This is a genomic window from Ekhidna algicida (assembly GCF_051379705.1).
Lineage (GTDB): Bacteria > Bacteroidota > Bacteroidia > Cytophagales > Cyclobacteriaceae > Ekhidna.
In genome coordinates this window covers 3645766-3670812 of sequence record NZ_CP179868.1, presented here as the reverse complement: position 1 = coordinate 3670812, position 25047 = coordinate 3645766, and the positions used below count along the sequence as shown (strand labels likewise).

21 protein-coding genes and 1 tRNA gene are annotated in these 25047 nt (G+C 40.8%); 16 read left to right on the top strand and 6 right to left on the bottom strand.

The genetic code is table 11. From position 1 onward, the window contains the following. Position 1 precedes the first annotated feature (1 nt). On the bottom strand, positions 2–1927 hold the full coding sequence (gene dnaG, locus ACL8WY_RS16495) for a DNA primase (protein ID WP_436515856.1): 1926 nt from the start codon (positions 1925–1927) through the stop codon (positions 2–4). An 83-nt stretch (positions 1928–2010) separates the two neighbouring features. On the opposite strand from dnaG, the gene ACL8WY_RS16490 reads away from it, so the two are divergent. The 7 genes from ACL8WY_RS16490 to ACL8WY_RS16460 are packed head-to-tail and all read left to right on the top strand — an operon-like array spanning position 2011 to position 10706. Next, on the top strand, positions 2011–3321 hold the full coding sequence (locus ACL8WY_RS16490) for a phosphoribosylglycinamide synthetase C domain-containing protein (protein WP_436515855.1): 1311 nt from the start codon (positions 2011–2013) through the stop codon (positions 3319–3321). A gap of 29 nt (positions 3322–3350) precedes the next feature. Further along, complete coding sequence (locus tag ACL8WY_RS16485; protein ID WP_436515854.1) at positions 3351–4445, top strand: Mrp/NBP35 family ATP-binding protein; 1095 nt, start codon at positions 3351–3353, stop codon at positions 4443–4445. Between the two features lie 3 nt (positions 4446–4448). After that, positions 4449–4727, top strand: coding sequence for a NifU family protein (locus ACL8WY_RS16480; RefSeq protein ID WP_436515853.1), 279 nt, complete (start codon positions 4449–4451; stop codon positions 4725–4727). 7 nt (positions 4728–4734) lie between these two features. Further along, entirely contained in the window at positions 4735–7668 is a 2934-nt protein-coding gene (locus ACL8WY_RS16475; RefSeq protein WP_436515852.1) for a choice-of-anchor J domain-containing protein, read from the top strand. Positions 7669–7702: 34 nt separating this feature from the next. Beyond that, positions 7703–8554: a PASTA domain-containing protein gene (locus tag ACL8WY_RS16470; protein ID WP_436515851.1), complete on the top strand. Its 852-nt coding sequence runs from the start codon at positions 7703–7705 to the stop codon at positions 8552–8554. Then, entirely contained in the window at positions 8551–10410 is a 1860-nt protein-coding gene (locus ACL8WY_RS16465) for a T9SS type A sorting domain-containing protein (RefSeq protein ID WP_436515850.1), read from the top strand. The genes ACL8WY_RS16470 and ACL8WY_RS16465 overlap by 4 nt, the downstream gene beginning before the upstream one ends. Further along, on the top strand, positions 10407–10706 hold the full coding sequence (locus ACL8WY_RS16460; RefSeq protein ID WP_436515849.1) for a rhodanese-like domain-containing protein: 300 nt from the start codon (positions 10407–10409) through the stop codon (positions 10704–10706). Before ACL8WY_RS16465 ends, ACL8WY_RS16460 begins: the two co-directional genes overlap by 4 nt. Here ACL8WY_RS16460 and ACL8WY_RS16455 read toward each other — a convergent pair. Both ACL8WY_RS16455 and ACL8WY_RS16450 read right to left on the bottom strand, forming a co-directional pair. Next, positions 10703–11923, bottom strand: coding sequence for a site-2 protease family protein (locus ACL8WY_RS16455; protein ID WP_436515848.1), 1221 nt, complete (start codon positions 11921–11923; stop codon positions 10703–10705). The two genes, ACL8WY_RS16460 and ACL8WY_RS16455, sit on opposite strands and share 4 nt — an antisense overlap. Beyond that, positions 11916–12551, bottom strand: coding sequence for an HAD family hydrolase (locus tag ACL8WY_RS16450; RefSeq protein ID WP_436515847.1), 636 nt, complete (start codon positions 12549–12551; stop codon positions 11916–11918). Before ACL8WY_RS16450 ends, ACL8WY_RS16455 begins: the two co-directional genes overlap by 8 nt. Before the next feature lie 70 nt (positions 12552–12621). Here ACL8WY_RS16450 and ACL8WY_RS16445 point away from each other — a divergent pair. The 9 genes from ACL8WY_RS16445 (at position 12622) to ACL8WY_RS16405 (ending at position 21763) form a co-directional block, all read left to right on the top strand. Next, positions 12622–12695: transfer RNA gene (locus ACL8WY_RS16445), tRNA-Ile, on the top strand. Positions 12696–13039: 344 nt separating this feature from the next. Then, positions 13040–14179 carry a serine hydrolase domain-containing protein gene (locus tag ACL8WY_RS16440; protein WP_436515846.1) on the top strand — a complete coding sequence of 380 codons (1140 nt, stop codon included), beginning with the start codon at positions 13040–13042 and terminating at the stop codon, positions 14177–14179. Between the two features lie 767 nt (positions 14180–14946). Further along, positions 14947–15555 (top strand): helix-turn-helix domain-containing protein, encoded by a 609-nt coding sequence (locus tag ACL8WY_RS16435; RefSeq protein ID WP_436515845.1) that lies wholly within the window; start codon positions 14947–14949, stop codon positions 15553–15555. 162 nt (positions 15556–15717) lie between these two features. Next, complete coding sequence (locus tag ACL8WY_RS16430) at positions 15718–16896, top strand: hypothetical protein (RefSeq protein WP_436515844.1); 1179 nt, start codon at positions 15718–15720, stop codon at positions 16894–16896. A 50-nt stretch (positions 16897–16946) separates the two neighbouring features. Further along, on the top strand, positions 16947–17477 hold the full coding sequence (locus tag ACL8WY_RS16425) for a hypothetical protein (protein WP_436515843.1): 531 nt from the start codon (positions 16947–16949) through the stop codon (positions 17475–17477). A 222-nt stretch (positions 17478–17699) separates the two neighbouring features. Beyond that, a complete protein-coding gene (locus ACL8WY_RS16420) occupies positions 17700–18860 on the top strand; it encodes a methionine aminotransferase (protein ID WP_436515842.1) in 1161 nt (386 codons plus the stop codon). 8 nt (positions 18861–18868) lie between these two features. Further along, positions 18869–19507: a transglutaminase-like domain-containing protein gene (locus ACL8WY_RS16415; RefSeq protein WP_436515841.1), complete on the top strand. Its 639-nt coding sequence runs from the start codon at positions 18869–18871 to the stop codon at positions 19505–19507. A 17-nt stretch (positions 19508–19524) separates the two neighbouring features. Continuing rightward, complete coding sequence (locus tag ACL8WY_RS16410) at positions 19525–20430, top strand: AAA family ATPase (RefSeq protein ID WP_436515840.1); 906 nt, start codon at positions 19525–19527, stop codon at positions 20428–20430. A 1-nt stretch (position 20431) separates the two neighbouring features. After that, complete coding sequence (locus ACL8WY_RS16405; RefSeq protein ID WP_436515839.1) at positions 20432–21763, top strand: hypothetical protein; 1332 nt, start codon at positions 20432–20434, stop codon at positions 21761–21763. Here ACL8WY_RS16405 and ACL8WY_RS16400 read toward each other — a convergent pair. The 3 genes from ACL8WY_RS16400 to ACL8WY_RS16390 all read right to left on the bottom strand — a co-directional run bounded on the left by ACL8WY_RS16400 (position 21760) and on the right by ACL8WY_RS16390 (position 25019). Further along, on the bottom strand, positions 21760–22278 hold the full coding sequence (locus ACL8WY_RS16400; RefSeq protein WP_436515838.1) for a GNAT family N-acetyltransferase: 519 nt from the start codon (positions 22276–22278) through the stop codon (positions 21760–21762). The two genes, ACL8WY_RS16405 and ACL8WY_RS16400, sit on opposite strands and share 4 nt — an antisense overlap. Positions 22279–22395: 117 nt before the next feature. Then, positions 22396–23895, bottom strand: a complete 1500-nt coding sequence (locus ACL8WY_RS16395; protein ID WP_436515837.1) for an ankyrin repeat domain-containing protein — start codon at positions 23893–23895, stop codon at positions 22396–22398. Positions 23896–23960: 65 nt separating this feature from the next. Then, positions 23961–25019 carry a helix-turn-helix domain-containing protein gene (locus ACL8WY_RS16390; protein WP_436515836.1) on the bottom strand — a complete coding sequence of 353 codons (1059 nt, stop codon included), beginning with the start codon at positions 25017–25019 and terminating at the stop codon, positions 23961–23963. Positions 25020–25047 lie beyond the last annotated feature (28 nt).

The following is a 25047-nucleotide window of genomic DNA, read 5'->3' as shown; positions in this document are numbered from 1 at the left end:
CTTATCCTACTAATACGTTTCCTAATATTTTGGCGATCTCCACCGATACTTTCTTCAACTCATTTATATCATCTAAAAGTTCATCAACCTCTGCTTCGTTTGTCGTGTGCTTCAACTTCTCCGTTTCTTCTTGGATCAACTGCTGCACAATTCTAAACTTCAAACGAAGGACATTGGAATATGTAACGTCTTTTAAGAATTCTGTTTCTCGCGGTACATGAATCTGGTATTTTTCGCTCCAGTTTTCACTTAGCTCGTATTTCTCTGCACTTAGATCGATGACTGTTTTCCTTACTTCTTCATCTTCATGATTCAACAAAAATTCTCCATCTATCACCTCTCCTTCGCGCAATTTTTCCTGAAACACCTCTACTATTTTTCGATAAGTCTCATTGGTAAACTGAATTTCATCTGCTTCGTTCAGAAAATAATCGATAAGGTATTGATCCTGAAGCTCGCGCGTTTGAATTTTATTCTTACCATAGTTTACAAGCACACGGACACTTTCACGTTCCTGAAACTCAATAATCTTGCTGATATCAAGATTATCAACCATCTCATCCTCCATCGGGAATGGAGGCATTTCGATAGGCACTGGTGGTTCATCTCTCCTTTGTCCTCTCCTTTTCTCAATGAGGATCTTATTTTGCTCCGCAATCAAAACTGATTCGGCAATACCTAGCAAGTCACTACATTCCTTGATGTAAACAGTCCTTTTCACCGGATCATTGATCTTGGTAATGCTGGATACAATGTCTTTAATAACTCCCGCCTTCTTTACCGGATCATTGCCGGTTTCATCTAGGAGGACTTTGGTCTTAAACCGAATGATGTCCTGAGCTTCTTCGGCGACATACTCTCTAAAACCTGCGGCTCCAAGTTGCCGGGCATAACTATCAGGATCCTCGCCTTCAGGAAGTGCCACAGCTTTCACATTCAGGTCGCCCTCCAAAAGCAAATCTATTCCACGCATGGAAGCCTTAATACCTGCCTGATCTCCATCAAATATGACGGTTGTATTTTCACTGTACCTCCGAATGAGCTTCACTTGATCCTCGGTCAAAGCCGTACCTGAGGAAGAAACTACATTTTCGATTCCAGCCTGATGCATAGAAATAACATCAGTATAGCCTTCTACCAAATAGCAATTATCTTCCTTTCGGATCGCATTCTTACCCTGATACATTCCGTAGAGCACCTTACTCTTGAAATAGAGTTCAGTCTCTGGGCTGTTGATGTATTTGGCAGATTTATCTGTGCTTGAAAGCTTTCTACCTCCAAAAGCGATGGTTTTTCCGGACACATTGTGAATGGGAAACATCACCCTGCTTCGAAAACGATCGTAGGTTTTGCCTTCCTTGTCTATAATCAAACCAGCTTCTGCAAGTAATTCTTTTTTGTACCCCTTGTTTATCGCCTCGTTCAATAATCCATCCCAAAGTTCTTTAGAGTAGCCCAACTCAAACTTCTTGACAGTCTCATCTGTAAATCCTCGTTCCTTGAAATAAGTCAGACCAATAGACTTCCCTTCTTCTGAATTGTGCAAAACATCTTCGAAATACTCCTTGGCAAAATTTAGGACGATATATAGGCTTTCCCGTTTATTTTGAGCCTGAAGGGCTTCATCTGACTGCTCTTCCTCTTTTATTTCTATTCCGTACTTACCCGCAAGGTATTTTAATGCCTCCACATAGCTCAGGCCATCCACTTCCATTACGAAAGTGATAGCATCACCACCCTTGCCAGAACTAAAATCCTTGAAAATACCTTTTGATGGAACGACGTAAAACGAGGGCGTTTTTTCGTTTGTGAAAGGACTGAGTGCCTTGTAACTTGACCCAGATCTCTTCAGAGTGACAAAGTCACCTACTACCTCGACAATGTCGATTCGGTTCTTAATTTCTTCGATTGTAGAAGGATGGATCATAATAAAATCTGGATTGCAAAATTACCTGATAAAAAGGATACTAAATCATCAGTTTTTCATTCTACTTTTGAATAAAAAAATCCATGCCTAAGCAGACATCAAATCCGGTGAACATTCTATTTGTTTCTATCTCTGGCTTAATTAGCGATATCGCCTGGTTATGTACACAGGAAGGGCACCATGTGAAGTATTTCATTGAAGAAGAAAGTGAAAAAGAAATAGGAAACGGGTTTGTAGAAAAGGTCGATGATTGGGAAATAGAAGTAGACTGGGCTGACTTAATTGTGTTTGACGATGTACTTGGACAAGGTGAAAAAGCAGAAAAGCTCCGCGCCCGGGGAAAGTATGTGGTAGGCGGCTCAGCGTATACCGACAAGCTTGAAGATGATCGATCCTTTGGTCAAAGTGAGCTCAAAAAGCACAAAGTCAATATTCTCAACTATCACGAATTTGACTCATTTGATGCTGGCATTGAACATATAAAGGCAAATCCTGGTAAGTATGTGCTAAAACCCAGTGGAGAGGCACAGAATATTAAGCGACTCCTGTTTGTAGGTATGGAGGATGATGGCAGTGATGTCCTCAGAATATTAAGTGCTTACAAAAACGCCTGGAGTGATGAAGTGAAAGTTTACCAGCTTCAAAAGAAAGTAGACACTGGCGTAGAAGTGGGTGTTGGTGCCTTTTTTAATGGAAAAGAATTTATTTACCCAATCAATATCAATTTTGAGCATAAGAAGCTTTTTCCCGGTGAATTAGGTGTTGCTACTGGAGAAATGGGTACGACCATGTTTTGGAGTGGGCCAAACAAAATCTTCAATTCTACTTTGAAGAAAATGGAGCCAACATTAGCTGAAGAAGGCTATGTGGGCTATATCGATGTAAACTGCATAGTAAATAGCAATGGTATTTACCCTCTGGAATTCACGTCACGCTTTGGTTATCCGACCATTTCCATTCAAGCTGATGGCATGCTTAATCCAATCGGGGATTTTTTATATCAATTGGCGCGAGGGGAAAAAGTTAACCTAAAAACGAAAAGTGGTTTTCAGGTAGGTGCCCGTGTAGTTGTTCCACCCTTTCCATATAAGGATCCAAAAACCTTTGAAGCATTTTCGAAAGATGCCGCTATAGTATTCAAGAAACCTATGAATGAGGGAGTTCACATTGAAGATGTGAAAAAAGTAAACAACGAGTGGTTGATAACCGGAGGCAGTGGTGTGGCATTGATTGTAACAGGTATGGGTCTCACCATGAAGCAAGCGCAACAGCAACTTTACACTCGTATTAAAAATATTATGATTCCTAACATGTATTACCGAACTGATATAGGTAATCGGTGGTTTGAAGATAGTGACAAGCTACATGCCTGGGGATATCTCAGGGAGAATTAATGCGTGATAAATCATAACTTGCGGCACGAATGGAATTGACGAAGGAAAACTTATTAAAAGCACTCAGTGAAGTAATCGATCCGGATCTAAAAAAGGATTTGGTTTCGCTGGAGATGATCCAAAATATTCACATTGATGGTAATAAGGTAGCATTTGATGTAGTACTTACTACTCCTGCCTGCCCGCTAAAGGAAGTCATAAAAAAGGATTGTGAGGACAAAATAGCTAAGCACCTTGGAGATGATTTGAAGTTGGTCATCAACATGACATCAAACGTGACCACCAAGCGTGATGAAGGTCCAGTCTTGCCAGGCGTAAAAAACATCATTGCCATTTCTTCTGGAAAAGGTGGCGTGGGTAAGTCTACTGTCGCTGCAAATCTTGCAGTTGCCTTAGCCAGAACAGGAGCTGATGTTGGCATTATTGACGCGGATATTTACGGCCCATCCATCCCCACCATGTTCAATTGTGAATTTGAGCAACCAGGTATTGTACAAGAAGATGGTAAAAACAAGATTGTCCCTATCCAGCAATATGGCGTTAAGCTTCTTTCCATTGGTTTTTTGACAAATAGTGAAGATGCGGTAGTTTGGAGAGGTCCGATGGCAAGTTCTGCTTTAAGGCAGTTTATCACTGATGCTAAGTGGGGAGAATTGGATTATCTCTTGATTGATCTTCCTCCTGGCACAAGTGATATTCACTTAACACTCGTACAAGCTGTTCCGGTTACTGGGGCTTTAGTAGTTACCACACCTCAAAAGGTAGCATTAGCAGATGCACAAAAGGGCATTTCAATGTTTAAGCAACCTCAGATCAACGTACCTATCTTGGGATTGGTTGAAAATATGGCATGGTTTACACCAGAAGAACTGCCTGATAATAAATACTTTATCTTTGGAGAAGGTGGCGGAAAAAAGTTAGCCGAAAAGAATGGGGTTGAAGTTTTGGGACACATCCCAATTGTACAATCCATCAGAGAGAGCGGAGATAGTGGGTATCCTGCAGCCATGAAAGATGGTGAAATTGCCGACTCCTTTAAGCAACTTGCAGAAAGTGTTGCTCAGCAAGTAGCCATCCGTAACGCAACCCAAACAGAGACTAAAAAAGTAGAAGTGACCGTTTAGCATATGTCAGAACTAATAGAAAAAGTAGAAAAAGCATTGAATGCGATTCGCCCTTACCTTGAGGCTGATGGCGGTGATGTTAAGGTTTTAGAGGTAGATAGCGATATGAATGTTATATTAGAACTTATGGGTAACTGTGGTTCTTGTCCTATGTCTACTATGACACTAAAAGCTGGCGTAGAGGAAGCGATAAAACGAGAGGTGCCGGAAATAAAGAGTGTGCATGCTGTTAATATTACCTCGCCGGATGATCCGAATGCCAAACTTCCATTTGCAAACTAATGGACCCATGCGAATTGGGTTTTTCTTCTGTCTATTTTTTACTTTACTAAGTATTCACGCACAAGAGCGTTGTGGAACTGTCGCACCCAGCACAGGCACATTCGAAAACTGGATAAGCACAAAAATTGCAGATCGCAATACAAATGCAAAAGCACCTGCCGCTCCCCTTTATCAAATACCTGTTGTAGTTCATGTGTTCCATAAAGGTGAACAAGTGGGAACTGGAGTTAACCTTTCTGATGAGCGAATCAAGGAGCAGATAGATTCATTGACTGCTGATTTTAGGCGAATGAATGCAGATGCTATAAACACACCTTCTGAATTTCTTCCGGTAGCAGCGGATATTGAAATAGAATTTGTACTAGCCAAACAAGATCCATCTGGAAATCCAACCAACGGGATCGTTAGACTTCAAGGGTCCCGAGATGTTTACCGAGCCAGCTCTCATCGTCCGCTTCTTCGATCAGAAAGCTATTGGCCAGCAGAACATTACCTGAATATCTATGTATTGGACCTGCAAACATTTATTGGATACGCTTCTTTTCCACTTATAGATATCGATGGAATAACAAACGATAGTGATGACTATGCCTTTGATGGCGTACTGGTTGATTTTGAATACTTTGGAGTAAATCTATCGACTCCTACCTTCGATAGTTTTGGACGGACACTTACGCACGAAGTAGGTCATTGGCTTGGATTGAGACATATTTGGGGAGATGGAAATTGCGCTGCAGATGATTTTGTAGATGACACACCACTCGCCAATACTGACAATGGCGATTACACCTCACCGTGTACTTTCCCAAATCCTGACGATAATCTAGTGTGTGTAGCGGGAGAGCCTGAGATGTTCCAAAATTACATGGACTACACAGATGACATCTGTATGAACCTTTTCACACAAGGTCAAAAAACAAGGATGCGCACGGTCATGGACAATGCGATCAATCGTATTTCACTGACTACATCTCCAGGCCTTGTCGGCCCAGCAAAATTTATTGATGATCTTGCAGCGGTTGATATAATAAGTCCTGAATACGCACAATGTGGAAACAGCATTATACCATCTGTGCGAATTGAAAATCACGGCTCCACCGACGTTACCACTTATGATGTACAATTGTTTCTTAATGGCAATCCAAATGGCAGTGCTCAAACTGTTACACAAACACTTACGCCTCAATCTAGTGACACAGTCATTTTCTCTGCAAAATCAATCTCTTCAACACCAACTTCAATAGCTTTTGAAATCACCAGTGTAAATGGTGGAACAGATACAAATTCTGGAAACAACACTATTGCACGAGACATTACATTTACCCGTTCTGTAAACCTTCCTTTCTCAGAAAATTTCGAAGGAACTCATAAATTACTGGGTCCTTCGGGAGTAAGTTTTCCATGGGAGGTTACAACTGCTCCAAAAAATAGCCCAACAAATCAAGCGTATTTGTTTAAAGCTTTTGATAATACGGAATGGTTCGGAGAAGCAACCGTTTTTAAGACTCCCATTTTTGATTTGACAGGATTACCATCGGGTGATTTACTCTTTAGCTACGCACATGCAAATCCCACTGGAGCATTCTATGATGGTCTTATGGTTAAGGTTAGTTTGGATTGCGGTGAGACATTTCCAGACATAATATTCTCAAGTTTTGGTCCCAATCTCGCTACAGCACCAGAGTTGGATTCATATTTTACTCCAGCTAACCAATTGGAATGGGTAGATACAGTTTTAAGTATCACTCAATATAGGGACATAGATGGAGTACAGTTTGCCTTCGTCGGAATAAACGGAAGCAGTAATAACATTTACATTGATGACATTCAGGTGGTTGAGACCAACTTATTTGAAAATGACATAAAGCCTACTGACCTCAATGGTCCTTTAATTACCTGTGCAGAAAACTCAGAACTGGATCTTAGAATCAGAAATGTAGGATCACAAAACATAACCTCTTTCGAAGTAAAATACCACATTAATGGTGATACCAGTTTTGCCAACTTTGACGGATTAAACATTCCTTCGAAAGATTATTCAACTGTTACCATAAATGCAAGCAACATCAGTGAAGGGGACAATAATGTTGGTGCAGAAATTACGTTAGTCAATGGAGTTTCTGATGAATCTATAATTGAAAACTCCATTGAGATTATGCTAAATAGGAATGTATTGGAGGACGAGTATCCGCTAAGCTTAGATTTTGAATCGCAGGATAATTGGAATTTGACGAGTTTCGGAGAAAAGACCTTATTTAAGAGATCTGAAATTTCTTCAAACGGAGTATTGAAAGTTAATGGCTTTGGCGTGAATGAGCTTGGGATCTCCAGCTGGTTTATCAGCCCTAAACTAAATACAGGAGGTTTAGACAGTGCAGGATTATATTTTCGTGCATCTTATGCATCGCGAGATGGATTCAACGATCGCTTGCAAGTATTACTTTCTACCGATTGTGGAGAATCTTACCCTACGGTATTGCTGGATGCTCATTCAGATTCACTTGCAGTTATGACGCTCAATGAAAAATGGATTCCAATGTCAGATACAGACTGGAAAGAATATGAGCTAGATCTATCTCACTCATTTTTCTTTGATGATAACATACGAATAGCATTTGTATTCACGCCTGGCGGAGGCAATGATCTTTTCATAGATGATATAAATATTCGAGGCAACTCTCCCCCTTCCTACGAAGATATTGCTCGAGTTTTCCCTAACCCCGCTACCTCACGATTCAATGTTGGCTTCAATTTACCTCAGAAGGAAGAAGTCGTTGTGAAACTTATAGACATCAGCGGACGAATCGTTTTTGAGGATTTAATTGAAAATGCTTTAAACCAGATACTGGAGTATAAGGCTCCAAGTCAGCAAGGTTTATACTTTCTGAATATTGAAGGAAGTCAATTCAACACCACACAAAAACTGTTTATTAATCGCTAATTGATTAGGTTTATCCCTTCATTTTAAAAGTACTATGTCATTTCGAAAACCAACCGGCGCAAAAGATTATTTGATGCATTTGGGCGTGCTTATTGGGAGCTCCCTATTGATCGTAATCATTGTTTTTTATATATGGCTTCCCTTTACAACCAACCATGGTGAGACCATTACCGTACCCGATATTAAGGGAATGACCGTCGATGAACTTGAAGAATTTTTAAGCAAGAGAAGTTTGAGGTTTGAGCCAACCGCAGACTCTAGCTATTCTCCGGATTATCCACCACTTGCCGTACTTCGCCAAGTGCCAACACCTAACACCAAGGTGAAAGAAAATCGTAAAATATACGTTACACTAAATGCAGAAAGTCCCCCAAAAGTGCGAATGCCTAAAGTGGAAGACTTATCCTTAAAAAGTGCAATGATGGTATTGAAATCATATGACCTAAAACGTGGAGCAGTAAAATACGTCCCAGATGTATTTTTTGGTGTGGTTCATGAAGCACGAATGAATGGAAGGGCAGTGCTCGAAGGTGAGCGAATAGAAAAAGGTTCGTCAATTGATCTTATTGTTGGTGATGGATATGGTAATACAGTATTTCAATCTCCACGCCTGATTGGTCTTGATCAGGAAGAAGCTGAGATTGCCATCATTGGTTCTGGTCTTAAAATTGGTAAAATAAGTATGACCGATAAATCACTGGCGGGGTTTTCGGCGATTGACTCTGCAGGCAATGACATTCTTAACTATAGGGAAATTGCTCCGGGCACTGTTCAGCAGCAGTATCCAAGACCTGAGCGGAGAGTTAAAATAGGAGACCAAGTGGATATATGGATATACAAGCCTGATTCATTGAGCAATACCGCAACGATTCTGGACAATCAATGAGAAGGCTTCTTATTGTCATATTGGTTTTAATTGTGCAGGTAGGCTATTCGCAGCTTACCATTAAGCCAATTATTAAACCACAGGAAAATAGTAAAGGCCGGGTTTCTCAATCCAAAATTGTAAATCAGGCATCACTCCCTTTTTGGGATGACTTTTCCATGACATATTCAGAAACACCCAATGCAGTCAGAGTTTGGGAAGGCGACTCGGCTCTGCAATGGAATCAGGAACAAAGCAAAGATGTCTATGTTAACGCAACGCTTGCAATAAATCCTCCTACATATAAAGTGGTGACCTTCGATGGCCTGGATTCCAACGGTGCTTTCAATACAAGTTCGGATCCCTGGGCAGATCAGTTACAATCAGACACCATTGACTTACAAGGAAAAGCCGATGTTGTACTCTCATTTTATTGGCAAGCTGGTGGACAGGTAGAGATACCGGAAGAAGGTGATTCAATCAGACTACAGTTTTACAGTCCCAACATTCCAACCAATGAAGGCTGGAGAACCATCTGGTCAATGGATGGTGGCGACTTAGAATCAGATCAGGATTCGGTCTTTACACAAGTAGCCGAAGATGTGGAATCGGTATTTCTGACGCAAGACTTTGTCTTTCGATTTCAGTCATTTGGTGACAAAGATGGTCCTTTTGATGCTTGGCACTTAGACTATATTTTTCTTGACGATAATCGAGCGGACGATGACTTCTACTACGAGGACATTTCCCTGAGCAGCGTCCCCAGCTCACCAATCAGTCCCTATAATGCCATTCCAGCAAAACAGATATTCAATGATTTATCCAGCTACAGCAGCGCAGTTTCGATGATTGCCTCGGCTTTAGAAAAGCCAGATGCCTCCGGAGCTGGCGTACCGTCGCGTTATAAATTAGAGCTTTACGAATTAGTCTCTTCAACATTCATAGATTCAGTTGATTTTGGGGACGAACCAACCATTCCGGTAAATGTGGATCCATTTAGCGCCAGATCTGCACTCAGCGTAGAAACTTCAGATTTTGACCTCTCTCTCTTACCCTCATTGGACTCCTTGGTTCTTCAATCCAAGGTGTATATACGCGACAATATTGACACCCTATTTGATCCATTAAACATTGATCAATTCAATGACACCATTTTCTCTGAGTACACACTGCACGACTATTATGCTTATGATGACGGTACTGCCGAATATGCAGTAGGAACAAACATAAATGGTGCCCAGGTAGCGGTTCAATATTGGCTTGAAATTCCCGATACGTTAACTCATGTTGATATTCATTTTCCGAACATCGATCCGATAAGCGCAGGCAGCGCGCTTGAGCTAAGGATTTTCAAAAACCTAAATTCCGAGCCTATAAGAACACAAGATATTGGAGTTATAAATGCCACAACTCTAAATGAGTTTACACGCTACAAATTATCAAGTCCTCTTACTCTTGCTGATACATTCTACATCGGCTATGAGCAAAGCAAAAACGAATACATAGGAATAGGTTTCGACAGAAGTAATCCATCTGGATCAGAATTTATTTATGAAAATAAGGATGGTGAATGGGAACAAAATGTTCGCCTACAAGGCGCGCTAATGATCCGACCTGTTTTTGCCAAAGTGGACAGTCTGGTCTTAGGTACCGGTGCAGAAAACCTTGGAATTAAAGCTTATCCAAATCCCACAACAGGACCTATCCAAATCGAAGGAAACTATCAATCCATAACTTTGATTGATTTTACGGGGAGAATATGGCTAAAAGAAAGTGTAAAAAGGACTCACGATTTTTCTAGTTTGAAGGCAGGTTTATATTTGCTTACCATTCACCGAAAAGAAGGTGATCAAACACTAAAAATCATTAAAAGATGAACGAGGATATTACTTGCCAGGACGTAAAATCTCGCCTCGATGCCGGCGAAAAATTCCATTTTATTGATGTACGAGAAGAGTGGGAATATGAAGAGCGCAACATAGGAGCTCAGCTTATTCCATTGGGAGAGCTACCTACCAGACTTTCAGAAATAGAACATATGAAAGAGGCAGAAATTGTAGTTCACTGCAAGTCTGGAGGAAGATCTGGTCAAGCAAAGAAGTTTCTCAACAACCAGGGATTTACTAATGTTAGAAACATGCTCGGTGGTATTATAGCTTACACTGAGCTTTAAAGGCCTTCAACCACCAATGGCTGAGGACTAAAGCTGAGGATAAATATGACCAGAGCTACCCAGCCAAGTATTTTTCTTCCTGTGGATAAAGGGCTATTATCAACAACCGGAGGGTGATCTACTCCGATAAACCTTCCGATCAAGATTGAAAAAAGAAGCCAGCCCGTATATCCTTCGACCTTCAAAGTAGATGCTACGAAGAATTGCACCGTAAACATCACAGTCGCATATAGTAGCCGATTTCGTTTTTCTTTAAAGACACTATAAGCACTCCAGTATACCACTATTATATAGATAGCAATACTTATCAGGAAATTTCCAATGCTCTCAATTGAAGTATTGATCAAATCTGCACTCGTCACCCATCCCAAACCTGCATAAAACAGAAACCCTGTGAACATTACTCTCGATATTATTGCGTGATTTTTCGGACCGAATAATCCAAACAACACATGCCCTCCATCTAGCTGACCAATAGGTAGCAAATTGAGTGCAGTGAAGAAAAATGCTAGATACGCAGCTAATAGAATTGGATAGTGCATGAGTTCACGCGAACTCGGCACGTAGCGATCGTCAGGCGCCAGATACTTCCTGCCTAGATTCATTAAAATATTGTCTCCAAAAAATACGGCTCCTTCCCTACTCGTATCAATCGTATCTTGAAGCGCTTCGTAAGTAAGTCTTTCTGGATTCAGATCCTTTTTTAAAATCAAGGTATCCAGTCCTTCCATTCGCTCCTCGAAGTTCTCACCAAAAACCTCATACTCAGGATGCACTTCATAGATATATTCTGTCTCAGGAAGACTTTGGAAACCATAAACCAAAAGAACAACTGCGATCACAAATCCGGCAACAGGTCCTGAAACGCCAACATCAAAATATTTTACACGACTAAAAATGGTTTCTTTGATGCGGATGAACGCACCCATTGTGCCCAAGGAAGCCATACCAATAAATCCAAACCACATCGGAATATAATAGGGAAGAGTTACATTGATTTTGTGGTACCGGGCTGTGAAGTAATGTCCGAACTCATGAACAGTAAGGATGAGTAGAAATGGAACAGAGAAATTCAATCCAAAAAGAAAATCATTCCATGTCATCCCGTATAGTAAAAACCGTCCCAACGTCCACTCAGCACCTGCAAAGGTGGTGGTAATGAATGTAAGAATAAATAAACCCAATTGAATGAGTTTGGTCTTTAACTGCTTATCCAAGCTCGAAAATTTCGTTTAGCTGTTTGTCTGCATCAAAAATCTGCACTGCTTTCATTCCTGCTTTCTGTGCACCCTCGACATTATCCAGACGGTCATCAAGGAACAACATTCTTGATGCATAATTATCAATCTCGTCTATAACATATTCATAACAGTTGAGGTTCGGTTTGCGCAAACCTATTTCATGTGAATAGAACACCTCGTCCACAAAATCTCGCAGACTTGGTCGTCCTGTTGCTTCCATGATCATTTCTTCATAAGCAATCTCATGGATCATGTTGGTATTGGAGAGAATATAGGTTCTATACTTTTGACCAATTTTCAACACCTTATCCATCCGCTGCTTGGTAATTGACTTAAGCATGCTATTCCAAATACTCTCAAACTGGCGCTCTCCCATCTTGGTACCCAAAAGCTTATTGATCTCTGCCCGAAACTCATCCGGGCCAATCATTCCTCGCTCAAATTGTTGGAGCACAGGTGCAGAAACAACCAGTTCTTCAATCTCTTGAGTATTCTTTTTGGCGACTTCAGAGAATCTTTTGATGACTCTTGGATAGTCCAGGTCAATCAATACATTTCCGAAATCAAAAATTATGGCATCTACGCCTTGCAGTAGGTCAGACATTCGTTGGCTATTAAATCGCAAATATGTAATATTGCGCTCCCTTTTAAAAGGAACAATCACTTTAATGTGAGGGCCTATAACTCAGTTGGTTAGAGTAACTGACTCATAATCAGTAAGTCCCAGGTTCGAGCCCTGGTGGGCCCACTATTAAAACCTCACTATGTGAGGTTTTTTTGTTACCACTTAATGAGGCGAGAAGCCTGCCCCGTGGAGTGCAACGAGCACGGGGAGCCCTGGTGGGCCCACTACATATACATAGCACAGCGAAAGTTGTGCTTTTTATTCCTCAACACGACAGTTTTGTCGATTCACAAACGCATTGCTGACGATTTTAATGTTTAGCAAAAGTTACTTCATTCGAAGATGAAGAAATGGCGAAGGATCATTTCAGCTCAATAATCCACAGTCCATTCAACCAACCACTCATCCACTATTTCCTTGACATAGTAAGTTTTTTCTAGCTTATTGCTTCCAATAACCTTCTAGCCATGAAAAAACTACTAGCGATATTTCTTCTTGCATTTGTATGTATTGGCCTGAGTCAAGCACAAAGTGACCAACAAATTCAGTCGGCTCTGGACAGCATAACCAAGGCCTCTGATTACCCTGGTTTGGTATTCACCTACATCAGTCCAGACAACAAAGTTCGCACCTTTGCTAGCGGCTGGGCAGACAAAGAAAACGAAGTGAAGATGACCACTTCGCATAAGCTTCATGGTGGCAGTACAGGTAAAACGGTCGTTTCAGTCGTAATCATGCAATTGGTAAGTGAGGGTAAAATTGGCCTGGATGACAAGGTTTCTACATACTTGAGCAGCAATGATTGGTTCGATCGCCTGGCCAACTCCAAAAACATTACCATCAGAAATCTTCTCAACCATTCATCAGGAATCATCAGGTACGAATTTAAAGATGCCTTTTTGGATGACTTGAAGAAGGAACCTGCACGTATATGGAAGCCGCAAGAACTTCTTGAGTACGTACTCGATGATGAACCTCCATTTGACGCAGGCAAAGGATTTACCTATGCAGACACAAATTACATTCTGCTGGGAATGATCATTGAGCAAGTGACTGGCAACAGCTTTTATGATGAAGCTGAAACACGGGTCTTGCAACCACTTTCCATTACCAGTTTCTCTCCTACCAATACCAATAACATACCGATTATGGCACAAGGCTACTATGAGGAAGGCTCTGAATATGCGCTGGGATTCAAAGCTCCATTTCTAATAAATGGAAAGGCCCAAAACAATATGCAATTTGAGTGGACGGGCGGTGGCTATTTCTATGAAAATGCTGATTATGCCAGACTACTCAAGGCGATCTATGAAGGTGAGGCCTTTGATATGAATGCTCTAAGTGATGATTTTTTTGGATTTATGGATGCGCCCGAAATTCGGGGTAGCTATGGTCTGGGTGTAATCAAGTATGAATTCCCTGGCCTGGGAACATTCATTGGTCATTCCGGATTTTTTCCGGGATATAATACAGCCGGCTTTTATAATTCCGGATCAAAGCAAGTATTTACCATGCAGGTAAACTCAACCAACATGCCTCAACTTAGAATGTTCATGGCCGACTACTTGGGCATTGTTCGGATGATCATGACTGAAGAATCGGAGTAATTATCTCAAAAAAACAGATTATCACAAGGTTATTTACATGATTCTTTACAAGTACAATAATCTTAAAAATCATCACTCGTTTAATGACAGCTTATTTTACATAAAAAAAATAAGCTGAATAGATACGTCTTTATAAATCGATAGTGAGATAGTGTTTGAAATTGTCTTCTTAAAAAAGAACCGCAAAGCAATTTGATTGTGTAGTTGGCTGATAACCTTATGCTTTGCTTTCTTCATAATAGATAGAGTTTTCACAAATGAATCTTCAACTTACCATTTGGTCATTGCTTCTATTATTTGGCTGCTTTCAGGCTTTGATATTAGCGGGAATATTTGCTTTTCACAAGAGAGGAGCACGACGTTCAAATCTATTTATGGTCTGCCTCATCCTTGTTTTTGCCATAATTCAATTTGATCACAGCTTAAGGTTATCTGAATTGTATAAAGTACTCCCATGGGGTCTCTATATTAGCGATTCTCTTTGGTACTTAATAGGGCCTTTACTATTCTTATATTTAAAATTTCGTGTTGAGAACGCTAGGTTTTCTATTTGGGATTTTCTGCACTTTTTACCATTCTTCGTTTTTGCTTTTATCTACGGAGAACTGCCATTTCTGAGTTCAGAAATAAAGACTCAAATACTGGAACATTATTTACAACGCGGAAGTGTTCATTCACCCATTGTCATTATGTTCATATTGATAATGATGATTCAAATTCTTGCTTATTTCATAGCTTCTCTGGCCTTTTTGATTCACACTGAAAGAATGTATAAAAAAGTATCTTCTGAAGATTCAATAGTAGATTTTGTAATACTAAAGCAAATCATATTGTTCTTTGGCCTCTATTTTTTGTTTGAGTTTTCTTTCTCAACATTCAGAAACATTTTAGGCATTCAAAATAAGTTTATTGAGAATTGGTCGCTTGTGATGTGGACGCTCTTTATGATTTCTCTTGTAGTTACCGTAATACGTTTCCCAAGCAACGTTTTTAAGATAATTAAATTACCCAAAAAGAAAAACCTGAACTTTGATATTAGTGAACTAAAAAGAAGAGTTTTGAGATTCATGGACTCTGAATGTCCATACCTAAATGATAAACTGACTATCACGGAATTGGCGTCCAATATAGGCTGTACCTCCAATCAACTTTCCCATGTATTGAATCATGAACTTAGCAAATCATTTTATGATTTTGTCAATTCATATCGAGTAAAGCATGCAGAAAGACAACTAAAAAATGGTGATCATCATAAATTATCTATTTTCGGAATTGCACAAGCAAGTGGATTCAGAAGTAAGGCATCATTTTACAATTTCTTTAAAAAGGAGTTTGACACAACACCTAAAGAATATATTAAAAGAAACAATCTTTAACCATCAGGTACAGAGTTCATGTTATTTTGAAGGCCGATTTTGTCTACTACAAAATTGATGAGTTCACTTAAAGCTTAGCTGAACAACCTTAGATTTCAGAAGCCTCATGGATATGATATAATTGAATTAGTAAATACTCTAAATCAATTTAAATACATAAACATGAGATTTATTCCATTCGCAATTGTGATGTTAATTGCAGCCTCGTGTAACAATGAGGGAGAAATTTCAAACGGTGAGGCAGCATTTCTCAAATTTGAATTTGCAAATGGCTCTGGGCAAGCCCTGATTAATTCAGAGGAAAATTCAGTTGTTGGAGAAACTCACTTTCAGAGCGACATTACTCATTTGATTGCCGTATTTGACGTTTCAGCCGGAGCATCGGTCTTCATAGGGAATGTAGAGCAAACCTCTGGAGTCACACCAAATGATTTTACAAATGAAGTAGAATACAAAATAGTATCTGAGGATGGTTTCACAGAAACGACATGGACTGTTTCTATAATTCGACAGCCAGAACCTCTTTACAGCGTATCAACTTTGGTAAACGACTTTCCAGGAAATGATGGAATTTCTGTGGATAGCAATGGCAACATTTATGTCAATTCCAATGGGGTTGTTAATGCATGGAATGGAACCACAATTTATAGGGTAACTCCAACTGGAAGTGTAAGCCAGTTTATGGATAATCTGCATCCTTGGCCGGTTGGGAGCATTATTGATGGTGCTAATAATTTAATAGTTTCTAGCTGGAGTACTCCTGGTATATTAACCAAAATCAACCTTCTGACTAAGACCAAAACGCAGTTGTTTGATGGAGTAGATGAAGCCTCCGGTATTGAACTGGATGCAAGCGGCAACCTTTATGTGATGGAGCCTCCGACAAATTCCATCATAAAATTTGATTTAAGTGGGAATCGCTCAGTATTCGCCACAGGAAACACACTTAATAAATCCTCAGGGATTACCTACCACAAATCTTCAGGCAACTTTTTTGTAACCAATTGGAATGATGGCATCATAAGCAAAGTGAACGCTTCAGGATCAATATCTGAATTTGCGAAACTATCTGTTTCAAATTTAGGACCTATAATAAATGACGGAGAGAATTTATATGTCACCAGCTATTACTCTCATCAAGTGTTCTCAATTAAAATTTCAACCAATGTAATACAGACCATAGCTGGAAATGGGAATCGAGGAAATGCGGATGGATATGGTGACTTGGCTTCATTCTCAAATCCACTAGGCATTGGCATGTCTCCAGATGGAAGCAAAATTTACGTATCTGAAATATCACCCAATGGTAACGGTAGGCTAAGGGTACTAACAAGAAATTAGTTTGATGACTTTTCTCTCTAACCACTCGAAAAACCAATAACAAGTAGCATATGAAATCAAAAAAGTTTGCAATTACTCTCATAATCATTCTATCAAATTTGAATGCCTTCGGTCAAAATCGGGGGGCTTTCTCGGAAATGGATTTTCTTCAAGGCGAATGGAAATTTGAAGCTAAGAGTTTGTTATTAGACGGCTCCTATCAGTATCAGGAGTTTTATTCTAAGGTAGAACTCATCCATAATGGGTTAGCGCATAAAGATGACTTTCATTTCAAAGATCAAAATGGAAATTGGGTGATCTATGGTAGCACTATCAGAAGCTATGATTCCAAAAGTGGACGCTGGAAAATGTTGTGGTACAATTACAACCTATCTTCTATCACTGAAATGACGGGTGAATTTAAAGATGGGAAATTCTATTTCAATGGGAAAGGGACAGATGAAAAAGGTGAATACATTGAAAAAATAGTCTTTTACAATATTGAGGAAGATCGATATAATTGGAAAAATGACAAATCGTACGATGGAGGAAACACCTGGATGAAAGAGTTTTTTTCATACACTGCCACGCGAATAAAATGATTTGAAAACAATAATAAAATTGAAATGGCTTTCCAGGTAAACCAACCAACATGCCTCAACTTAGAATGCTCATGGCCGACTACTTGGGCATTGTCCGGATGATCATGACTGAAGAATCGGAGTAACTTGAGAAGCCCTCCACTTCAATAAACCAGACTTGTACAGCAATTATTGAAAAAGCCACATTTTTAATCTCCTCCATTCCCTCCTATTTTTGGTAATATGGGAAAACACGTAGCGATTCACTCTAAGCTTCCGGCCGGAGGTACCAATATATTTACGATCATGTCTAAGCTAGCCACTGAACACAAGGCAATAAACCTTGGTCAGGGTTTCCCAGATTTTGAGTGTGATGAAAAGCTAAAAGCACTTGTAAGTAAATACGTAACTGAAGGAAAAAACCAGTATTGCCCACTGGCAGGTTTACCAAAGCTTAATCAAACTTTGAGCACCAAAATGGAGCGTTTATATGGCATGCCCGTTGACCCATCCAATCAAATATGTGTCACCGCTGGTGCCACGCAGGCACTTTATACGGCCATCATGACATTTGTTAATTCGGGCGATGAAGTCATCATCTTTGAGCCCGCGTATGATTGCTATACCCCCCAGGTGAAACTTGCGGGCGGCACAGTGAGACCATACCAAATGACCTATCCTGATTATGAGATCGACTGGAATCGAGTAAAAGAAATGGTGAATGACAAAACCCGAATGATCATTATCAATACACCTCATAATCCAAGCGGCACCATACTGACTCAATCTGATATGCAGGCGCTCGAAGACATTGTAAATGGAACAGATATCATTGTTTTAAGTGACGAAGTGTACGAGCATCTGATTTATGATGGCGAAAATCACCAAAGTATTATGCGCTTTCCAAACCTCTTCGAACAGTCAATGGCTGTGTTCTCGTTTGGTAAAACCTTGCATGCTACCGGCTGGAAAATGGGCTATGTTGTGGGTCCAGAATATTTGATCAGTGAATTCAAATCTGTCCACCAGTGGAATGTTTTCTGCACCAATTCTTTTGTGCAATTCGCCATTGCAGATTATCTGGCTGAGCCCGGAAATTACGACTACCTCCCTTCCTTCTTCGAAAAGAAAAGAGACGCAATCAATACGCTGCTTGCAGACATTCCATTGACTCCCAAAGTAGCTAAAGGAACATACTTTCAAGCGTACAGCTATGAAGAAGTCAGCGATATGCCGGACCTGGGGTTTGCCAAATACCTAACATCCGAAATTGGTGTTGCAGCAATTCCTATGTCTCCTTTCTATACTGAAGCTCCCGGAGATAAAGTAATTCGCTTATGTTTTGCCAAAGAGGAAAAGACAATTGAGGCGGCAGCAGAACGATTGATGAAATTGAAGCGTTAAGATTATCTATGTCCAAGAGCACATCCCCAACTTATTTCTTTGATTACACCAATCCGACCATTCAGGACCTGATTGAAGAATTCAAAAACGAATCTCAAAGCCAGGAGGAAAAAGCCATTGGCTTATACTTGAAAGTACGAGATGGATGGCGCTACAACCCCTATGATATTGTTTTTCGTAAAGATGCATTAAAGGCTAGCAACATTGCTCAAAAGAGCTATGGTCACTGCATCGACAAATCCATTCTCTACATTGCCGGTTTACGTGGATTGGGTATTCCTGCAAGGCTTCATCTTGCCAAAGTCAAAAATCACATAGCAGTAGAGCGATTGACAGAAAAATTTGGAACCAATGAACTCACACCTCATGGAATGGTGGACGTATTCCTAAACGATCGTTGGGTCAAGGCCACTCCTGCTTTTAATCAGGAACTATGCAAATTAACAGGTGTCGAGCCACTTGAATTCGATGGCAAGAACGACTCCATTTTCCAAGCCTTCGGCACCGATGGTCAGGAGTTCATGGAATACCTGGAAGACTATGGCTCCTTTGAGGATGTCCCACTGGACTTCATCGAATCCAATATGAAGGAAAATTATCCCAAATTAAATAGCCTGCTGAATGAAGCCGGCGAACTAAAATTATAACGATTAGTTTTGATACTATGGCAGAAACTAAACACTGGACGGGTTCAGAAAAGTATTTATGTGACCCGGATCTAGCGCAAGCATTTCATATGGCTCGCACACTCGGCATGCCTTTGCTTATAGAGGGTGAACCCGGCACAGGCAAAACAGAGCTTCCTATTCACTATGCAAAAGACCGTGGTTTAGACTTGGAAGTATATCCAGTAGGTTCGAAAAGTAATGTAGAGCAATTTGTAGCACGCTTTGATCATGTAAAATATCTGAGAGATTCGCAGATTGAAATTCTGAACGCCCAGCGTGAGGAAAAAGGATTGGAAAGCAGATTGTCCACTGGAAATAGAAACCCTGAATCACTGGCGGATTATGTGGTGAAAGGTCCGGCTGCAGTCGCCTACGGTAAGCCCAACTCTGTTTTATTGATTGACGAAATCGACAAGGCACCCAGAGAGTTTCCAAACGATCTGTTATATGCACTTAGCCACCGTAAATTCATCATGCCTGAATCCGGCGAAGTAATTGAAGTATCAGAGGAAGATATGCCTGCTATCGTCATTACATCCAACAGGGAGCAAGAGCTGCCAACAGCGTTTAAAGGTCGATGCATCTATCATTACATCCATTTTCCTGAGAAAGATGTAATGGGTAAAATTGTAGAGAAGCATCATCCTAAACTTGATGAAAAGGTGGTAAAAGTCGCTTTAGACGTCTTCTATCACCTCAGACGATTGGGACTCGAACGGTCACCTACAACTCGAGAAGTTCTCAATTGGCTTAAATACATGAGTGATATTTCACCTAAAGAGGCGGTCGAGAAGATTCAAGGTCTGGAAGGCGTGGGTGCCTTAATCAAAACTCAGGCCGACATGGAACGTGTAAATCGCATGATAGGCGCAGGAGATAACTTAGGAACTTACTTGAACTGATATGTTTAGCTCATTACCGGCATCTTTTAGAAAACATGGCCTCAAAGCAGACGTACGCACACTGCTCGTCTTGAGAAAGGCTATGCAAAAAGGGTTGGTAAAGACCTTAGGTGACCTGCATAACACATTGAAGGGCATTGTAGTAAAAGAACCGGAAGATATCGGTCCATTTACCAAAGCTTACTATGAATACTTTTTGGCTGTTCCGATTGCACCAGGACAGACATTGGAAGATGCGATCCTTCGTTCCGAGACTTTTCAGAAATGGAAGACAAAGTATGTTGACGAAGCTGATAGAGATGTTGATCTCACCGAGGAAGAGCTTGTCAATTTGTTCCTCGATCAGGTGCACCTAACCAGTTATGATATCAAAGAGGTTGTCAATGGAAAGGAGCTTTGGGACAAAGACAACCCCGATTTGGAGGATAAAGACGGTCAGGAGACAGATGGCCAACCAGCAGAGCGAGTGCTCGACAAGATGGCAGACTATTCTGACCTTTCCCTGGAGGAACTTCTGGAGAGAATGGAAAAAGTGAAAGATCAGCAACGCACCAACCACGGCGGTGGTAGTCATTGGATAGGAACCGGAGGTATTTCTCCCTATGGACATGGCGGAGCTGCTAAAAATGGCCTTCGAGTTGGTGGACAAGGTGGTGGACGAATGGCCAGGAAAGTCATCGGAGACAAAAATTACTTTCCCGTAGATCGAGATGCCTTGCTGAATGATAATAACGTGGACGCGGCACTTGCCTCCATAAAAGGAGTGATCGAAGAAAGTGCCATCGAACGATTGGACATCCCGCACACCATCAAATCGGGATTAAAACGCGGAGGACTTTTCTTACCAGAACTGACAAGCGAGAAGTTTGAAGAGCTGAAAATCATCGTATTGATTGACAATGGAGGCTACTCTATGGCTCCATACATCAAGAGTGTGCAGCAGTTATTTCGAAAAATGAAGACACGCTTCGCACACGACCTGGAAGTCTATTATTTCCACAACACCATTTACGATCGTGTGTGGATTGATGAGCGGAGATCAACTTACATCTCCATAGATAAGCTGTTGATGCACAACAAAGACTACCGCGTGTTTTTCATCGGCGACTCTGCCATGGCGCCCTACGAGCTCAGTCCGCTTAGCATTCGAAATATTCAGGCCATCACAAAGAAATTTAAGAAGACAGTTTGGCTTAATCCAGAGCCTTTGAAATACTGGCCCGGAACCTACACTATTCAGGTAATGAAAGAACTAGTACCTATGTTTCCACTCACGCCACATGGCATTGAACGTGCTGTGAGAGAAATGAACTCGAAAAGTACAGAGGGTTAAAGTTCTAGCCGAAAGCCATAAACCGGAAAGCCTTTTTGTAGGAAATCCAGATCTTTGGATCGCTTAAAACCCATATTTTCATACATGCCCCAAGCTACCTTCATTGCATCAGTGGTGTGAATGATCATTTGCGGTAATCCTTCAGATCGTGCACGATCGAGACAGGCATGCGTCAAGAGCTTGCCTATACCCAATCCTCTTGCCACCGGTGAAACAGCTAACAACCGGAAGCCAGCAGCTTTTTCCCTACTTAAATCAATTCCAGCACCATAATCTCCCACATCGCCGATGTAAACCACTGCTCCTAAGATTTGGCTGTTTCGCTTTGCTATCAGGATATCTACGGTAGGTTTTTCAGCGAAAACTCCCATATTGGCGAGCATTTCATAATATCCGGGTTGTTCATCTGGCGATGGAAAGCCTTCCAGATTGGAATACACCTCTACCATCAATTTGCCAACTTCTGAATAATTCTTTTCGTTGGCACTGCTTATATGAATAGCCGTCTCATTCATTCATAGTAAAATACGCTTTGCCTTTTAAAAGTTCATTTGATTTTCGTAACAAAAAATGCCCCGGACGATTAAAACCGGGGCATTATAAAACTCAAATTACTAGGACAAACTAGCGTCTTAAAGCTCTTTTTCCAGAAAGAATTTCACTTCCAGGCTTCCATACCATTCGGGCTTATCTCCGGACGGGTAAGTTTCGTCATACATGGTGATCGTAAAGTCCTTCTCGCTTTGCTCCATTCGGTAATACTGTACACCTCCCTCGAATCCAGCGACCTTCGCCATATCAGCTGTGGTGATGAAGCTATCTTCTTTCAATTCATAGGTACCACTATTGAAAACCAGCGTCTGAAAAGCATACTTGATTTCGTCATCAGTCAACTTACTCAGTGTCTCAGCACTTTTTCGCTCTTTTCCATATGGATTATACATGATCGAATAGCTATTGTTGGTTACAATTAAACGTCCCTCATATTCCATTGGCATCTTATAGGTCGTGTCCGTATAGATGTAATGAATCCGCTTGATTTTCCATGAACCGATCATCGGATTATTTGCCTGCTCCAAAGCAATAATTTTATTGACTACTTCATCATTCATATATCCTTGCGCTACATCTTTAATGGAATAGGTGCCACCAAGAGTCATCTGTGTATAGTCAGCTCCTCTGTCCAACATGAGTAAACATGCATCCGTATTGCTATAAAAAAGTCCCCAAACGAGTGCTGAAGCCTGATTTACCACATCCTGATGATCCGCGTCAGCACCAGCACCCAATAGCATATCCACTATTTCAACACTTCCATTCACAGCAGCAGCCATGATAGGTGTTAATTGATATTCATCGCCTGTCCTGTTTGGATCAGCACCTGACTGCAGCAAATATTCAACTACAGCTTTATTACCAAATCGCGAAGCAATAGCCATTGCGCTCTGCCCTACCCGGTTGAGTTTCGAATGATCAGCGCCTGCCTCGATCAAAACCTTCAACGTAGCTAAATCGCCAGACTCAGAGGCAAGATGAATTATTGGTGTTCCCAACTCGTCTGTCAGGTTCGGATCGATATCCTTGGCCAGGAGTTTCTTCAGCAAAACTGGATTTTGGTTTCTTACAGCAGAGATGAGTTTCTTTTTATTTTTTGGTAAGTCCACATCTAATGTTTCTCTAAACGCCTGTGCTACAGAGTCCGCATGCCAAAGCCGGAAACCAACATCTACTGGCGTACCATGTTTACTCTTTATGTTGAGGTCTGCGCCCTTTTCTATCAGGAATTTTATAGAAGCAACATATCCGTAGTAGGTAGCCCAATTGATGGCCGGATCTCCATTAGCATCCACCTGATCAATTGCTGCACCAGCACCAAGTAAAGCCCGAGCTATTGATACATTATTAGAAGCCACAGAGTACATCAATGGCGATCCGTTCAATCCTGCTTCTGTTGGCTTGTTGGGATCGGCTCCCTTTGCCAGTAGTTGATTTACTTCTTCAAGATCTTGATTTCGGACTGCCTGTATTAATGGGGTATTTCCGAGCGAATCATACGCATCGATTGTGTCTTGTGATTGCACGGCAAGCGTCGCGCTGAGAAGTGAAAATATTAGAAGAGATTGTAGTTTCATCTGCCAAGACTAGCGAATGTCCAAAGACTCCGAGTGATTCAGTCTGTAGTAGTGGTTAAGAATAATTATTCGATACCCGATTTCTTGAATTTGCGGTAGGAAGAGGGCGTTGTGCCAGTCACTTTTGCGAATGCCTTGTAGAATGTCACCTTATTATTAAATCCAGAATCTATAGCTATTGCTTCAATCTTATAGTGATCAAATGCCGAATCAATTAGCAATTTCTTGGCGTGATCAATCCGATAGGTATTGATGTAGTCGTTGAAGTTTTTGCCAACATGAGCAGATAGCGTTTGTGAAATTCGATGGGAAGATTCTCCGGTGAGTTTGGTAATATCTGCAAGGGAAAGCTCTCTGTTTAAATATGATTGGTCTGCTTCCAAAGCATGTTTCACTTTGGAGGTTATGCTTTCCATTTCAGCCTCACTCAGTGATGAGCTCAGGTATTTTCCAAGATTCATTAGAAATGGAGACTGAGTATAAAGCAAGTAGCCAATAAACAATGAAATGAAGCTTGAAATCAGGTAGTAAAAGACAAAATCGCGATATCCACTGGCAAATTCAGTGAGCAATGTGACGGTCATTGCGGAGACAAAATAGATGCTCATAACTCCAATCGAATAGGACTTATTGGCTAGCGAGGCTCCCTGGCTTTTCTTGAGAAAATAAATGAATATGATTATGCCATAAATCAGTATGTAAGCGGATCGTAAGTAATTATAATACAGAAATCGATAGAAGAAATTGTCGGTCAGGTAAAGTCTACGCGCCATTCCATCCTGAATAGAATAGACATCATAAAGCGAGATGATTATCAGTATAAATGGTACAAATTGCAACCAATCCTTTCGGGTAACTTCTTTTCCAAGTACACTCTTTGTATGTATGAATAGCAGTGGGCCATAGAGAAAACCAATAGGGAAAAAGGTCATTCCAATAAAAGTTGGATACAAATGCGCCACCGAGCTGGTATTGTACAGAAAGTCAATATACTCGATGCTAAGCAAGCCGATAAATACGGCAATCGTCCGGTGTTTCAGATTGCTTTTCCTGAAAAACAGACCTCCGGAAATAAAGACACCGATTAAAGCAAAAATTAGCAGTATGAATCGAAAGGTCGTCATTGTGTGTATAAACTAATCACAGATCAAT